The following is a 14,860-nucleotide window of genomic DNA, read 5'->3' on the forward strand; positions in this document are numbered from 1 at the left end:
TCTAACTTTTTGGGTAAACGTCATGGTGTTTATCTTTAGTCATACTTTTTCATGAAGAGTGCAACTTCGGTCCGGTTACTTAATTGTAACTTTTCGAAAATATTAGTTACGTAGTTTTTAACGGTTCCTTCTGATAAAAAGAGGATGGCACTGATTTCTTTGTTGCTTTTGCCGTCGGCGATGGCTCTAGCTATTTCCAGTTCTCTGGGTGTTAAGGAAGCAATCATGTCTTGCTGTGAATTGTTTTGCAATCCGGCTACTAGGCTATCACTGATTTGGTTGCCGATGATGGATTCATTGTTATAAACTTTTTTGATATCGGCGATTAATTCTTTGCCATCAGTATCTTTTAATAGATAACCATTGGCGCCATTTTTTAAAGCTTGAAAAATATATTCATAGTCATTAAAGGTTGTTAATACTAAAATTTTAACATCAGGATATTTTTGATGAATGATTTTAGTTGCTTCAACACCATTTAGAACCGGCATTTTAATATCCATCAAGACGATATCACATTTATTATCAGCTAAATAGTCAACAGCTTCTTGACCGTTTTTGGCTTGAAAAACTATTTCAATTTCTTCATCGAAACCGAGAACTAAACTTAATCCCTCACGAACAATAGCTTGATCATCGGCAATTATCATTTTAATCATTTATATTTTCTCCAATCGGAATTGTGATATCAGTTTTGAAACCACTTGGGTCGTTGTTAGAAAAGTTAACTTGACCGTTTAGTTTTTCTACACGATGTTTAATACCATTGATACCGTTAGAAGCTACGATATTTTTAGCATCTGCGCCGTTATTACTGAGGTTAAAAGTCATTTCACTGTTAATTAGCCGTAATTTAATAGTGATTAAGGAACTGTGACCGTGTTTAATACTATTAGTAATAAATTCCTGACATGTTTTATAAATTAAATCTTTCACGGTAATATCCAGTTTATTTACATCAAAATATGTTTTCAAATCGACTTTGACTTCTTCAGAAACGGAAATGGCATTTTTCAATTCATCCAGGGCACTTTGTAAATCAGCTAATTCTTTAGTTTCTTTGAGTTCATTAACTGTTTCTCGCAGTTCAACTAAACTGTGGTCGATAATATCTTTAGATTTATCAAGAATTTGATGAGACTTTTCCGGATTAGTATCAATAACTTGATTTAAGGCATCTAAATGTAATCTTAGGCCAATCAGCGAATGCCCTAACATATCGTGCAAATTTTGTGAAATACGCTGACGTTCTTCGATTAAAGTTAATTCTTTGATTTTGCTGGAATAGTCTTGAAGTTGATCAACTTTATTAATCAATTCTTTGTTTAAACTATCAATAGCATTATTTTTGGCAATCAAATTCAAATAAAGATAGGAAATAAAGTAAGTACTCCAAAACTGAACGTTGTAAGGCGCTAGAACTAGTTGAACATAACCGACCCAAGAATGATAGTTGAGTTTCAATGAACGAGGAATGACGAAGTAGCAGAAGTAAATGATAAATTGAATAATGATAATGTGCTTGGGCTTAGGATTTTGTTTAACCGTATATTCAGCAGTTGTCACAATCAAGACGTAATAATAGATAACTAGAAAAGATTGTTTGATAAATATTTGAATGATTCCTAGGATTATAAAGACAAAATAACTGAAGTACTCAGTAAATTTGTCGCTGGGATGTCTACTCCAAGGGCTGAATAAGAGACATTCAGCAAGTGTAACAAATATGGCAATTCCTAGAAGTAAAATTTTGATAGGAGTATTGAGATTATAGACAGCTATTTCTAAAATAACGATCAATAAAGAAATTAGCCTTAGATAGAAACCAGCATTGTTTTTAAAATGCATTTTGTTTTCCTTTTAGATAAGACGTATTTTTATTTTAAATTTCCCATAACAGGTATTACAAGGATACTATTTTTAAGGACACAAAAAAACCTCATACACTGGGAAGATGTATGAGGGAAACGATTGTTGGTTTTGTATTAGTCAAACTGTAAGGTATGGGAATGGTACAAATTGGTAATGACAGAGGGAACAAGCTGGATTTTTTGTAAGAGGTGAGATTGCCCCCTCTGCACAATAATTATAACTAATTTGGAATTCTCATTGCCAACCTAGTTTGATATAACTAGATATTAACTGGGTGATTATTATTTATAAATATGTACTCGTTGTAAGCCGTCTCCAGAGCGGAGAAAAGATTAACTGGCTATGCGGACCGACCTGAGCCAAGGTCTCAGGTCTCGGTTTGAAGCCTCACAAAGTACACGAGTCTCCAAACACGCCCGGTGGTGTAAGAGCTAAAGCACTAACGCCACTTTCACAGCCAGTTAATCTTTTCTCCGCTCTTCCGACTAGTTCAGTTGTTGGTTAAATTGGTTTCGGAAGAGTTCGTGTTTGAAAGTAATAGATTAACAAAATGGAATTTAAGTTGTTAACTAAAAATTGAAAGAAAAAATAGTTTCAATTCCAAGTTATTATTGGATTTGAAACTGACAAATTGATATTTATTCAATTTAAGATAGATGTAATAAAGATTAAATTTGGTTGCTAATTACACTTGAAATAATTAATGAAATAGCCTTTGTGAGCAAGAATTTAGGCAGCAGTGCAGGTGGCGTTATGGCTTTAGCCATTACACCACGGGACGAGTTTTGAAATTCGCGATTTGTGCGAAGTTCAAAATCGAGGTTCGAGACCTTGGCTCGAACCGGTCCCCACAGCAGCCTAAATTTCTTGCTCACAAAGGCGGCGTACTACCAAAAACTTTAATCCTTAGTAGTATAAATATCCTTTAATCTAGCCAATTTATCTGCATCAATATCTAATGCTTTATCCAGATAATTTTCAAAACTACCATAATAATGATCAATCGCTTCATAAACTGAAGTGATACTTTCAAGGTCAGCTTTACTCATATTCATCTTATTTACGCTCTGGTTACCTGATTTATCATTCAGAATCTTGTCGATTTCGTAATCACTTTCGTACATTAGGTTAGTCAACAAGTAATCTTTGGTAATCGTTTCGTCATCAACGCCTAAAGCCTTGAGAATCAATAGGGCACCGATACCTGTCCGATCCTTGCCGGCTGCACAGTGGAAAAGTAGGGCAGTATCGGGTTGATCATTGTGCAATAATAAATCAAAAAATAATTTATATGCTTGTTGACCACGGGTATCGAGGACGACGCTTTGATAAATCATACCCAAATAGTTATAACTATTTCGATTTAGAATGCCAGCAAGCTTGTCCCCATTACCTTTGAGTGGGTAAACGGGGTCAGAATAAATTTTATAAAAATCAGAAGTTGTATCTGCCCAATTACGTTGTTCATCATTGGAACGGAAATCCACAACATACTTTAAACCGTATTTTTTAAGGTAAGCTAAAGATTTTCCTGTTAAGTTACTTATATCCCCTGAACGTAAGAGTTTATTATATTTAATTGTCGTACCATCTTTAGTGGGATATCCACCAAGTTCACGTAAATTTATGGCACCTTCAAGATTTAATATGCGTTTCATTTTTTCTCCTCCCCGAGTCGTTGCGTATTTTAGGTCATTAGAAGTAAAATAAATACTAAGGTGATTTATGGTGAAGAATAAACTTTCAATTATTATGACAGCTTATAATGTAGCTAATTACATTTCTAGCGCGATTGATTCAGTAGTTGCTCAAACTAATCAGAATTTCAATCTAATTATTGTGGACGACTGCTCTACAGATCAAACTCAGAAGATAATCCGTCTTTATGAAAAAAAGTATGATTGGATATCTGTTGTTTGCCATACACAAAATTCTGGGGTCTCTGCATCGAGAAATACCGGACTTGCGATGGCTGACGGTGAGTTAGTAACTTTTATCGACGGCGATGATTGGGTTGAGCCCAATTACGTTGATCATTTTTTGGAAATCTTTAATGATAAAGATGTTGATATGGTTACTTGCGGCTTTTTCAATGAAAGCGAAAATGGCAAAGTGAAAAATAAAATTGCTAAACATCAGACTAGCATTGTTGGCCGTGATGAGGCAGTTAAACAAATTATTAAGATGACCGGAACAGTTATGGGTTACACATGGAATAAAGCCTATGTTCGCTCAATTATCGATGACAATCATCTTGGTTTTCAAACTGATCTCGATTTAATGGAAGATCAAGTTTTTAACGTTGAGTATGCCACGGTTGCACGAAAATTTTATTTCGATAATATTCCGTTGTATCATTATATTTCTCGTAAAGGCAGTATCACGCAGAAGTTCGCAATGGAAAATGTTCGTGATGTTGGTGTTGCTAGGATGAAGGTTTATAAGACTATTCGTGATAGCACTCGCAATGAGAAAGACGAAATTTAGTGTAAATAAGCTGAGCTGAATGCTTGGCTTTTTTTGTTGCCTGATGTCATCAAGTTAAGGATAGCATTCCATTTGGTGTCATGCTTGCAAAGAAACTTTGAAAAAATTAACCTAAAGAACCACCGATTAAATAAGTGACAGACATAGTTGCTATGCCGACTAATAAGTTTCTCAAAATACCCTTAAAGCGATTGGAGTTTCCTAAAGAAGCACTGACGTAACCGGTGCAAGTTAGTGCTAAAATAACGGCACCGATAGTTCCAGAAACCTTGTAAGGATAGGGAATAAAAGTAATTGATAATAATGGTAAAAGTGAACCAAGGATGAACGAACAAAATGAAGAAATTGCTGCATTCCAAGGGTTGAAATAATGTTGAACTTCGATATTGCATTTAGATTTTAAGGTGACATTTAAAGCGTCATTTTTCATTAATTGACTAGCAACTTTTTGAGCTAGGTCAGTTGTTAAACCTTCGTTTTCATAATGGTGCGTTAAATTTTCTAGTTCGCCTTGGTAATCATTTTCAATATTTAGATTTTGTAATTGAGTCATTGTTTTTTGGGTATCGCGTTGGGTACTGACAGAAACAAATTCCCCACCACCCATTGAGAGTGCTCCGGCAAACATGCCCGATATTCCGGCAATGAATAGAGCAGTTTGACTTTGTTGGGCTCCAGCGACACCAATAACGATCCCGGCGACGGAAACTATTCCATCATTGGCTCCTAACACCCCGGCACGGATGATATTAAGCTGTTCGGATAGGTGGAACTTGTGAATTAGATTCTTTGGCATCGAATCGCTTGTTGTGGCAGATAAATCTTTCATATAAAGAACTCCTCTGTTTAAAATTAGTAATTATCACACGATTTTTAGTATAGCTTTAGATGGGTGCTTTATAAATGGATTTATAAAATATGTCGCCTCCAGTCGCAAGAAAAATTAGGTCCCCACAGCGACCTAATTTTTCTTGCTCCTTCCGGCTAGGGTGTTCTTTGTTTTCTGAATATTTAATCCAAAATTGCCTCAAAAATATCTTTAATCAGAAATATTAAAAAGTATAAATAATACTGTTGACTGTCACGTTACGTTACGGTTTATAGTAGTAATTGTTAAGAGATATGAAATATTTTAGATAGAGGAGATAAATAATATGAAAGCAGTTGTAATTAGTCATGCTGGTGGTCCAGAAGTTTTGAAGATTGAGGAGCGTCCAATTCCTCAAGCTACAGCGGATCAAACGGTTATCCACATTAAGGCCTTTGCAGTTCATCGTTATGAAGTTTTGACACGTGAGGGTGGTTCGCCATCAGTTAAATTTCCACGAGTTATTGGGGTTGAAGCTGTGGGGGAAGTTTATGAACCTTCTCAAAATACTAAGTTGACTAAGGGTCAAAAAATTATGGTTGTTAACGGTGGTTTCGGTCGTGCTTTTGATGGTAGTGAACAAGAGTATGCTTTGGTGCCAGATGACATTATTCACCCGGTCACATTTGATGGTTCTTGGACTGAATTTGCCAATTATCCCGAAACATTCTATACAGCTTTTGGTGCTTTGAAGACAACTAAATTGCAGGCTGGTCAAACTTTGTTAGTCCGTGGTGGAACAACAGGTGTTGGTATGGCTGCTTTGGTTATGGCTAAAGCTATGGGCTTGAAAGTTGCCGCAACAACTCGTCGTGAGGAACGTCGCCAGACATTGTTAGATATGGGTGCTGATGAAGTAGTCATTGATCAAGATGGAAAGTTGCAAACTGACAAATCTTATGATGGTTTGCTTGATATGGTGGGTGCTCCAGTTGTCAGCGATTCGTTAGCTCATGTTAACCGTGGCGGTTACTATACAACGATTGGTTTACTTGCTGGTGAATGGATTTGGAAGAATTTTGATCCATTTGAAAATATTGGTGGAAAATACGTGACTGCCTTTGATGGCGTAGACATTGACGATGGTATTATCAATGAAATGTTTAAGCTGATTAATGAAAATCATTTGACGATTCCAATTGCCAAAGTGTTTAAATTAGATGATATTCAAGCAGCTCAAGAATATATCATGAAACATGATCGTCCTATGGGACAAGTTATTGTTACAACAGACTAATGATATGACTTAGCAATTAAGTAAAATTGTTGGATAGAAACATGCTATATTTTATGTAGGTTATAAATATAAAAATGCCGTTTTATACTTTATAGACCGTTGTAGTCAATATGAGTTCACAGTATAATATATTTATAATCAAAGATGTGGCAGACATCTATAAAACCAGACATCAATCTAGGACATAAGAGCCTATGGGTCGCTGGGACCATAATTAAACCAGACATTAATCTACGACGTAAGGGCGTATGGGTCGCTGGGACCATAATTAAATCTGTCTAAAAGCTGCCAATCTTTGGTAGCTTTTTTTNTCTGTCTAAAAGCTGCCAATCTTTGGTAGCTTTTTTTTATTGATTAGGAATAAACATATGTGGCATGAAAGGCTTATTCATGAGAACAAATAAAGATGAGGCGATGCATTATGCAACCGCATCCGAGATTGAAATATTGAATAGATTTAAAGGTAATATTATTAAGGCGTATGCTGTATATGATAAAAAATTCTTAAATAAAAAGGTGATTTATAAAACTCAAAAGAGAACTGTAGTATTAGTCTGTCGGAAATCCAATTTTATGCATCTGTGTGGGATAGATTATTATAATAACAATAATGGACGCTTCTTTTCAGACTGTAAAAGGGGAACATTAAACTTCAAGAGAAATTGTGTAAAAATCAAAAATGATGGGAATACATATAGAAAATTACAAGTTATAGGATGTTTGGGAGATTTGTTGATTCAGGATAAGGCTAGGTTAGTAGGGAATACCATAAAAATTTTTAGTAGTTATGATTATATTCTGCGTTCATCCGCGGCTGTCATTGGATTGGGATGTTCATGGGATGGTAAAAGATATTTCCCCAAATCTATTTTAAATTTGAAATATGAACATCTAGTTGCTGGCGAAAAGATAGAAAAAATTCTTATCGAAAACCTGATTTGATTTTTTCATATTATCTTTAATTATCGAAAAAAACGATTGTCACGAGAAATTATTTTTCTCAGTGCAATCGTTTTTTACTTTTATAAATTGTCATTAAATGGTTCATCACCATCAGCGATAACAGTTGAATTATCAGTGAAACGCCAACGGACATTTTCGAGACCGGAAACGAAGTTATTGTTTTCAAAATGGCTGTCGATGACGTCAACGAAAGAATCTTTTTTGGAGAAATTAAGATTTACGCCATTGACGGTTGATTGATTTTCAATATAAAAATCACTGAATTCAGTATTTTGAGTGGAATCGATTGCTAAGTTTATAAATGATAAATTAGAATGATTTTTCAAAACGACAGAATATGAAGTTAATGTATCTTTTAGATAGACAGTGGAATTTTTGAAAAGTGGAGCGTTCACGTTGGAATTAACAGCAATCAGTTGGCTGTTTTCGAGTGATATGCCACAGATATTACGGATTGGGTCGGTTAAAATTTCCGAGTTTTTTAGTGAGATTGTCGAATCTTTACAATAAATCGTGTCCCAATTTGAGTTTGGATCCATCGTACGATCAACAATAATGTTATTGCCATATAATTCAGCGCCATCATAGAGGGCAATGGTATTACTTTTTTCACCAAAATAATTCATAGTCAGATTTTCAAGAATCAAAGTGGTATCGGCTCCTATTAGAAAAGCACAGTTTAGGTTAGTGGCTTTAGCGTTGTCATAGAGACCCTTGATAGTAATGCTTTTTTTGATAGATAAGAAAATATTATCGGCATCAGCAAAATATTTGCCCGGTTTTAGTTCAATCGTTTCAGTTAGGTTTTTACTGCGATTGGCTTTTTGTAAAGCAAAGAAAAAAGCACGATCATTATTGACGGTTATTGTATGCATTTCCATAAGTATGGCCTCCGTAGTTATCTTTTAATGTCTTAATTATAGATTTGCTTCGTGTCATAATATGGCATAAAGACATGCATTAAGAAATTAGATAAAAAGATTTTTACCGGTAACTGCTTTCGCTTCTAAAGAGGAGAATGTATCATGAACAGAGAGATTAAAATAGCGAGGACAATGGCTTTGAAAAAAATATCGACACCCATCATTCGAGAAATTACGTACGATAATGCGGCAATTACAGATTTTGAGAAGAATTTTGAACAAGATAAAAACTCAAAATATCTATTGAGATATCCAACAATATACATTGTTAACGACAAAATTAAGCCTGATAAATATTCAGTTTATGTTGGGGAAACAAATAATATCAAACGTAGAACGACTGAGCATTTACAGGATGATTCAAAAACAGATAATTTTTGGCAAAAAGTTGAACATTCAAATAATTCGAAGATATTTTTGATTGGACATGATCATTTCAACAAGTCATTGACCTTGGATATTGAAAACAAATTAATGCATTATATGACGGGCGTTGATGCGGTGGAGCTGGTTAAAAATGGTCGCTCAAATCAACAGGATGAATATTATACGTCTGATGAGCTTGATCCGATATTTATTAAGATTTGGCGGAAGTTAAGGGAGAAAAATAAGCAATTATTTCCATTATTATCAGTAATTCAAGATTCAGCTATTTTCAAAGCCTCGCCCTTCCATAAATTAACGCCTGAACAAATTGAAGCTAAAGATACAATTATTTTGAAAATTGAAGAAGCTCTGAATCGGAATCGAACTGGTCAATTGATCTTGGTAAAAGGTGAAGCAGGGGCTGGCAAGACAGTCCTTTTAAGTAATTTATTTTATGAATTAACCCAGTTGTCGGCTAATGAGAGTGATAACAGTATTTTAAGAGGTAAAACGCAAAATTTATTAGTAAATCACGACCAACAACTAAAAGTTTATACCCAAATAGCTGACAAATTAGGAATTCGGACCAAGGCTAATTTAGAAATTGTGGAAAAACCAACTAAGTTTATTAATGATCATCTTGGCAAAAAAGTGGTTGATGTTGTGTTAGTTGATGAAGCTCATTTATTGTGGACGCAAGGTAAACAATCTTATCGCGGTGAAAATCAGTTAGACGATTTACTCAAGTGTGCGCGTGTCGTTGTGGCAGTATTTGATCCGCATCAGATTCTTTCTCGTGAGCAATATTGGGGTCTCGATAAATTGAATCAAATGACACTTGATGCGATGAGTGATGGTAATTTTGTCGAATTACACAATCAATTGCGAATTGCTGGTAACCAAAAGACTGTTGATTGGATTCGGAGCTTAACGGATGAGCAACGAATCAAAAATATTCCAGCTGATAATAAGTATGATTTACACGTTTTCGATTCACCTCAAGAATTGTATGAAGTATTAAAACAAAAGTCGCTGAATGAAGAAGCCGGTATCTCAAGACTTTTAGCAACGTTTGATTGGAAATATATTGATAAGAAAAAACCAAACGATAGTGAATATTGGAATGTAACAGTCGGTGATTTTTCAATGCCTTGGAATTTACAACTACCGCAAACAAAAGAAGTAAAACGTCGCAATAAAAGTTTGGCGTGGGCTGAACAAGAACAAACTATTGGGGAGGTTGGTTCCACATTTACGATTCAAGGTTTTGATTTAAACTATGCTGGAGTAATTATTGGTCCCTCTGTAAAATATCGTGATGGCAAGATTGTTTTTGATAAACAGTGCAGTCAAAATAGTAAAGCCACTCAAAGAAGAACTTATGAAGGTCAAAAAGTGGATGCCTCTGATACTTTATTAAAGAATGAATTGAATGTGTTATTAACACGTGGAGTACATGGATTATATTTATATGCAGTAGATGACCAGTTACAACAAAAACTTTTAGAAGCACAGAAAGGAATACTTTAAGATGACAACAATGGATAAGGTAAATAAATTTAGAGATGATCGTGATTGGCGCCAATATCATAATGAAAAAGATTTAGCTATTTCAATTTCTTTGGAAGCATCAGAGTTATTGGAATTATTTCAATGGAAAAAATCTGAAGATGTTGTGGCTAAGAAACCAACGGAATTGAAAGAAGAATTAGCCGATGTTTTGATTTATTCATATATGATGGCTGATAATTTGGGATTAGATGTTGACGAAATTATGGCTGAAAAACTAAAAAAAGATAGCGAAAAATATCCAGTTGAGAAGAGTTATGGTAAAAATTTGAAATATAACGAATTAGATAATAAAAATGCTAAAAATTAGTGAAATGGCCAAACTAGCCAATACGACTCGTCGAACCCTGATTTTCTACGATGAAGAAAAGATTTTTCAACCAAAAGAACGTAGTGCTGCAGGCTATCGGTACTATGATTACGACCAGTTGTACGACCTGTTATTTATTTTGGGGCTGACTAAATTAGGTATTTCCTTAAAAAAGGTAAAGCAATTACAGACAACTAAAGATACGGAAGTGGTCGATGAATTGTTGAACGTTCAAGAAAATATCAGTGGAAAAATCGATGAATTGTCTAAAATTAGAACTGTTGTGGCGCAAAAACTCAATCAAGAAACTGATGACAAGTTGGATTTGTATCAACCAATTATGATTCAACGTCCCTGTGTTGAGTTTTGGTGTTCCAAAGCATCGGTCTCTTGTACTGAGGAAGAAGTTGCCGAGTTATTTTCCGATTTCTATCAACAATTGGACTCCTTGGCATTGATGGACGGCTCACAATCAGGCTTTTTAACTGATTTGCCAGATTCACAAGCAAAGTTATATCCAGATGCTGGTTTTCGAGTAATCAAAGAATCAACGACTAATAATAGTGGCAAGGCGATGCCTAAAATTGAAAAGCCTGCTGGAAAATATGTCGTTATTAAAGTTGAGAGTACAACGTCAGGTATTTGTAAGGGCTTAGAAAAATTGCATGATTTTTGTCGTAAAAATAATTATCAAATTACAGCGGATTTATGGCAGATGAATAGTGGCGATGATGTCTTAGCCGAGCATGGTGGAACCGAATTTTCCCGATTAGAATATTTTGTGAAAGAGGCATGATATAATAATTTCATCTTGGGGAGTTGCAGGCGATACCCAAATCAAACATTGCCGTTGATGTGAAAGGAATTCCTATGAGAATAAACGTTTTACAACATACTCCTAATGAGGGACCAGGGATGATTCAAGATTGGTCAGACAAAAATGGCTATGAAATGTTCATCTATCACCCTTATCAATTCGGTTATTTACCAACCGCTGATGAAACAGATATGCTCGTAATCTTAGGTGGTCCAATGAGTCCGAATGACGACCTTCCTTGGATTAAACAAGAACGTGAGTTGATTCAAGAATTGTTGAATCAAGATAAGCCAATTTTTGGTGTTTGTTATGGAGCTCAACAAATTGTTAAAACGATGGGTTACCAAGTTACTAAATCACCTGCCAAAGAAGTTGGTTTCGCACCAGTTTATCGTCGAGATGTAAAGTTTCTTAACATTCCTGAAGAGTTAAATGTTTTACATTGGCATGAAGAAATGTTTGAAGTACCAGAACAAGCCCAATTGTTGTTCTCTAGTGATAAGGTGGAAAACCAAGGCTTTATCTTGAATCATCGTGTCGTTGGTTTGCAATTCCATTTGGAACCAAAAGAAGATAATGTTCGAGAAATTGTTGTGAATGATTTTCCTTACATAAAAGGTTCAGTTTTGAATCAGACAAGTGAAGAAATTTTACAAACAAAAATTTCTGACGATAATAAACAAACACTTTATAAACTGTTGGATTATATTATTGAGAAATAAATAAGAAACGACTCTGTTTTTAATAAACAGGGTCGTTTTTGCTAATTAAATTGATATTTTTTTGAGAAATTTTGTTCATACCCGTCAAAAGACATAATGTGTCGCGACATGATGATAGTCTGAAATCTGTTATAAGGATTAATCATTAAGCCGTTTGATGAATCCTAAGTATCAGAAAATGGGGATGAACAAATGAACACTAGTGAAAGAGTTGTTAACGTATTAATGGGTATGCTACATGGAGAGAAACTTGATTTAGATAGATATCGAAGACTCTATGGTAAATCAGAACGGACTTTTCACCGAGATTTAGAAGCAATTCGTGATAATGAATATTTTAATGAGGATCACCGATTACATTACGATACAGTTCAAAAGAAACACTATGTAACTAATAAGGGCAGTATTAACTCAGCTGAAGTTTTAGCTATTGCAAAGATTTTAGTTGATAGTCGGGCACTGCCAAAAGAAGAACTTAAAGAAGTGATAAATAAATTAGTCGGATTAGTTGCTACAGAAAATCAATCAAAAGTTAAGATGTTATTGGGAACAATTGGTGAAAGTTATATTTCATCAGCTAAGAATTCAATTCTTTCAAGCGTTGAGCAATTTTCAAAATGGATTACAGCTAAGAGGTCGATTGCTTTTAAATATAATGGAATCATTAATGGCGCAAATAATTCAAAAATGCAGATTGGTGTGCCCTTGAGTATTCATTACGATAATCATCATTTTTACATCATGATGTACTTGATTGATGAAGATAAAACCTTCCTTTATCGTTTGGATAAATTTAGTAAAATAACGCCCAAAGGTAGAGCGGTCAACGTACCAGCAAATAAACGTCCAGATATTGACCAAATGATTAACAAAAATCTTCTTATTGAACAAATGTAAACATGTAGAAAAAGTAAAAAAATAACAGGCATAAAGTCTGTTATTTTTTTAGTTATTAATATATTAAATCTTTTTCTTCAAGTGATATTGCACAACACTCTTGTCAGAATCTTTAACTTCTGATTTTTCGTCTTTAGCAAAGTAAACGGCAAAACTCTTCTTGTCGCTGACATCCTCAGCAATAATTAGGGATGATTCATAGGGATCTTTAGCCTTATAAATTTGTGCTCCACGGACTGCCTCGCCATAGTCTTTTGAGTTGGCAATTGCATCGCCGGGATTAAAAAATACCATTTCGTCCATAAGTAACACATCCTTTCTCTTTATCATCATTATACATTTTTGCTGGCAAATAAAGCAGCATTTGTCTTTCTTTTCTTACGACGCCATCTCGGCTATACTATGGCATATGGAGGGTAACAAATGACTAATGTTGAAGACTACATCAAAGATAATATATTTGGGAAGCCGCAATTAAAGCCGGATGAAAAGAACAAGTTTCTTGGTAACTTTGCGGAACGCGTGGCAATTGCTTTGACAGTTGCACAAATTAAAAATCCAGATAACCAGACGACGGTTGAAAGCGTTATGAAAAAATATCCAGGGTACCATCTGTATTTAAATGGAAAAATAGATTCATATATACTGGATAATTACCTCCGTTTGAGTGTAAAATTAAAGTATAAGTTTACAATAGTTTCACAATCGGGTATGCGTAATCGAGACCGTCCATTGACCGACAATGACATGGGCTTAGTTATTGCTAACGAGGGTAAACCTGTTGATAGACCAGTGCTTATATAATTTTGGAGGACAATATGTCTAATAGTTCATTAGATAAAATTGCTTTACTTTCTTTAAATGGTAACAAACCATTAGCTAAGAGAATTTCTGACTACATGGGAATTCCATTATTGGATGCTTCAGTTTCACACTTTAGTGATGGCGAAATTAACATCCAAATCAATGAAAGTATTCGTGGAAGAGACGTTTACATTATCCATTCAGTTTCAGATCCAGTTAACGATAACTTTATGGAATTGATGATTGCTGTCGATGCATTAAGACGTGCTAGTGCCGAGACAATTACTTGTGTCTTGCCATACTTTGCTTATACTCGTTCAGATAGAAAGTCTCGTTCAAGAGAACCTATCTCAGCTAAGCTATTTGCTAACATGTTGGAATTAGGTAGCGTTGACCGTGTGATTGCACTTGATATGCATGCTGATCAAATTCAAGGATTCTTTGATATCCCTGTTGACCACTTACGTGCTATGCCTATCTTTGCCAGTTACTTCGAAAAGAAAATCAAGAACCCTGATGATTTCGTCTTCGTAGCTCCTGACCACAATTCAACTAAACGTGCGCGTTCTTTAGCCGAAGTATTTGGATCACAAATTGCGATTGTTGACCAAAGATCAACTGAAGATGAGGAAGTTGTTCCTGATATCATCGGTGATGTTGAAGGTAAACAATGTGTTATCGTTGATGATTTGATCGATACAGGTACAAGAATGGTTAATAGTGCTAAGGCTGTTCAAGCAGCTGGTGCCAAAACTATTTCTGCTGCAGCAACGCATCCAATCTTTTCTAAAGATGCTGCTAAGAGACTAGAAAACTCAATCTTGATGGAAGTTTTAGTTTCAGATTCAATCGTTGTTCCTGACGAATGTAAATTTGATAAGCTAAAGATTTTGTCAGTGACAGACCTAGTCGGTGACGCCATCCGTATGACAGAATTGAATGAATCAATCGATTCATTGTTTGAAGTACGTGATAGCTTTACAGAAATTAAATAATTTTCTTAAGGGGCTGTGACATAACTCCAC

Annotated in this window: 16 protein-coding genes; 10 read left to right on the forward strand and 6 right to left on the reverse strand. The window is 35.0% G+C overall.

Translation table 11 applies throughout. The features are described from left to right. Positions 1 to 35 precede the first annotated feature (35 nt). From FD31_RS12690 to FD31_RS12700, 3 genes are all read right to left on the reverse strand, one after another. Positions 36 to 659 (reverse strand): response regulator transcription factor, encoded by a 624-nt coding sequence (locus FD31_RS12690; protein WP_057893155.1) that lies wholly within the window; start codon positions 657 to 659, stop codon positions 36 to 38. Next, the gene (locus FD31_RS12695; protein WP_057893156.1) at positions 652 to 1,848 is read right to left on the reverse strand and encodes a sensor histidine kinase; all 1,197 of its coding nucleotides are present in this window, start codon (positions 1,846 to 1,848) and stop codon (positions 652 to 654) included. Before FD31_RS12695 ends, FD31_RS12690 begins: the two co-directional genes overlap by 8 nt. 923 nt (positions 1,849 to 2,771) lie before the next feature. Then, a complete protein-coding gene (locus FD31_RS12700; protein ID WP_057893157.1) occupies positions 2,772 to 3,530 on the reverse strand; it encodes a tyrosine-protein phosphatase in 759 nt (252 codons plus the stop codon). 67 nt (positions 3,531 to 3,597) lie between these two features. Here FD31_RS12700 and FD31_RS12705 point away from each other — a divergent pair, with 67 nt between their 5' ends. After that, positions 3,598 to 4,359: a glycosyltransferase family 2 protein gene (locus tag FD31_RS12705; protein WP_057893158.1), complete on the forward strand. Its 762-nt coding sequence runs from the start codon at positions 3,598 to 3,600 to the stop codon at positions 4,357 to 4,359. 106 nt (positions 4,360 to 4,465) lie between these two features. On the opposite strand, the gene FD31_RS12710 is transcribed toward FD31_RS12705, so the two are convergent. Next, positions 4,466 to 5,188, reverse strand: coding sequence for a VIT1/CCC1 transporter family protein (locus FD31_RS12710; RefSeq protein WP_083483681.1), 723 nt, complete (start codon positions 5,186 to 5,188; stop codon positions 4,466 to 4,468). Between the two features lie 325 nt (positions 5,189 to 5,513). On the opposite strand from FD31_RS12710, the gene FD31_RS12715 reads away from it, so the two are divergent. Together FD31_RS12715 and FD31_RS12720 are read left to right on the forward strand one after the other, a co-directional pair. Continuing rightward, positions 5,514 to 6,464 carry a zinc-binding dehydrogenase gene (locus FD31_RS12715; protein WP_057893159.1) on the forward strand — a complete coding sequence of 317 codons (951 nt, stop codon included), beginning with the start codon at positions 5,514 to 5,516 and terminating at the stop codon, positions 6,462 to 6,464. A gap of 390 nt (positions 6,465 to 6,854) precedes the next feature. After that, on the forward strand, positions 6,855 to 7,406 hold the full coding sequence (locus FD31_RS12720; protein WP_057893160.1) for a PBECR4 domain-containing protein: 552 nt from the start codon (positions 6,855 to 6,857) through the stop codon (positions 7,404 to 7,406). Between the two features lie 80 nt (positions 7,407 to 7,486). Here the strand turns inward: FD31_RS12720 and FD31_RS12725 are convergent, their stop codons facing one another. Then, positions 7,487 to 8,308 carry a hypothetical protein gene (locus tag FD31_RS12725; RefSeq protein ID WP_057893161.1) on the reverse strand — a complete coding sequence of 274 codons (822 nt, stop codon included), beginning with the start codon at positions 8,306 to 8,308 and terminating at the stop codon, positions 7,487 to 7,489. Positions 8,309 to 8,452: 144 nt separating this feature from the next. On the opposite strand from FD31_RS12725, the gene FD31_RS12730 reads away from it, so the two are divergent. From FD31_RS12730 to FD31_RS12750, 5 genes are all read left to right on the forward strand, one after another. Beyond that, a complete protein-coding gene (locus tag FD31_RS12730) occupies positions 8,453 to 10,246 on the forward strand; it encodes a DUF2075 domain-containing protein (RefSeq protein WP_057893162.1) in 1,794 nt (597 codons plus the stop codon). Between the two features lies 1 nt (position 10,247). Beyond that, positions 10,248 to 10,595 carry a nucleotide pyrophosphohydrolase gene (locus tag FD31_RS12735; protein ID WP_057893163.1) on the forward strand — a complete coding sequence of 116 codons (348 nt, stop codon included), beginning with the start codon at positions 10,248 to 10,250 and terminating at the stop codon, positions 10,593 to 10,595. After that, positions 10,582 to 11,391, forward strand: a complete 810-nt coding sequence (locus tag FD31_RS12740; protein WP_057893164.1) for a MerR family transcriptional regulator — start codon at positions 10,582 to 10,584, stop codon at positions 11,389 to 11,391. Before FD31_RS12735 ends, FD31_RS12740 begins: the two co-directional genes overlap by 14 nt. Before the next feature lie 74 nt (positions 11,392 to 11,465). Then, the gene (locus FD31_RS12745) at positions 11,466 to 12,134 is read left to right on the forward strand and encodes a type 1 glutamine amidotransferase (protein ID WP_057893170.1); all 669 of its coding nucleotides are present in this window, start codon (positions 11,466 to 11,468) and stop codon (positions 12,132 to 12,134) included. A 192-nt stretch (positions 12,135 to 12,326) separates the two neighbouring features. Beyond that, positions 12,327 to 13,031, forward strand: a complete 705-nt coding sequence (locus FD31_RS12750; protein ID WP_057893165.1) for a hypothetical protein — start codon at positions 12,327 to 12,329, stop codon at positions 13,029 to 13,031. 63 nt (positions 13,032 to 13,094) lie between these two features. On the opposite strand, the gene FD31_RS12755 is transcribed toward FD31_RS12750, so the two are convergent. Then, the gene (locus FD31_RS12755; RefSeq protein WP_057893166.1) at positions 13,095 to 13,334 is read right to left on the reverse strand and encodes a hypothetical protein; all 240 of its coding nucleotides are present in this window, start codon (positions 13,332 to 13,334) and stop codon (positions 13,095 to 13,097) included. A 120-nt stretch (positions 13,335 to 13,454) separates the two neighbouring features. On the opposite strand from FD31_RS12755, the gene FD31_RS12760 reads away from it, so the two are divergent. Continuing rightward, the gene (locus FD31_RS12760) at positions 13,455 to 13,835 is read left to right on the forward strand and encodes a YueI family protein (protein WP_057893167.1); all 381 of its coding nucleotides are present in this window, start codon (positions 13,455 to 13,457) and stop codon (positions 13,833 to 13,835) included. Positions 13,836 to 13,849: 14 nt separating this feature from the next. Then, complete coding sequence (locus tag FD31_RS12765) at positions 13,850 to 14,830, forward strand: ribose-phosphate diphosphokinase (protein ID WP_083483682.1); 981 nt, start codon at positions 13,850 to 13,852, stop codon at positions 14,828 to 14,830. The last annotated feature ends 30 nt before the right edge of the window (positions 14,831 to 14,860 follow it).

The sequence above is a fragment of the Companilactobacillus nantensis DSM 16982 genome (genome assembly GCF_001435815.1).
GTDB lineage: Bacteria > Bacillota > Bacilli > Lactobacillales > Lactobacillaceae > Companilactobacillus > Companilactobacillus nantensis.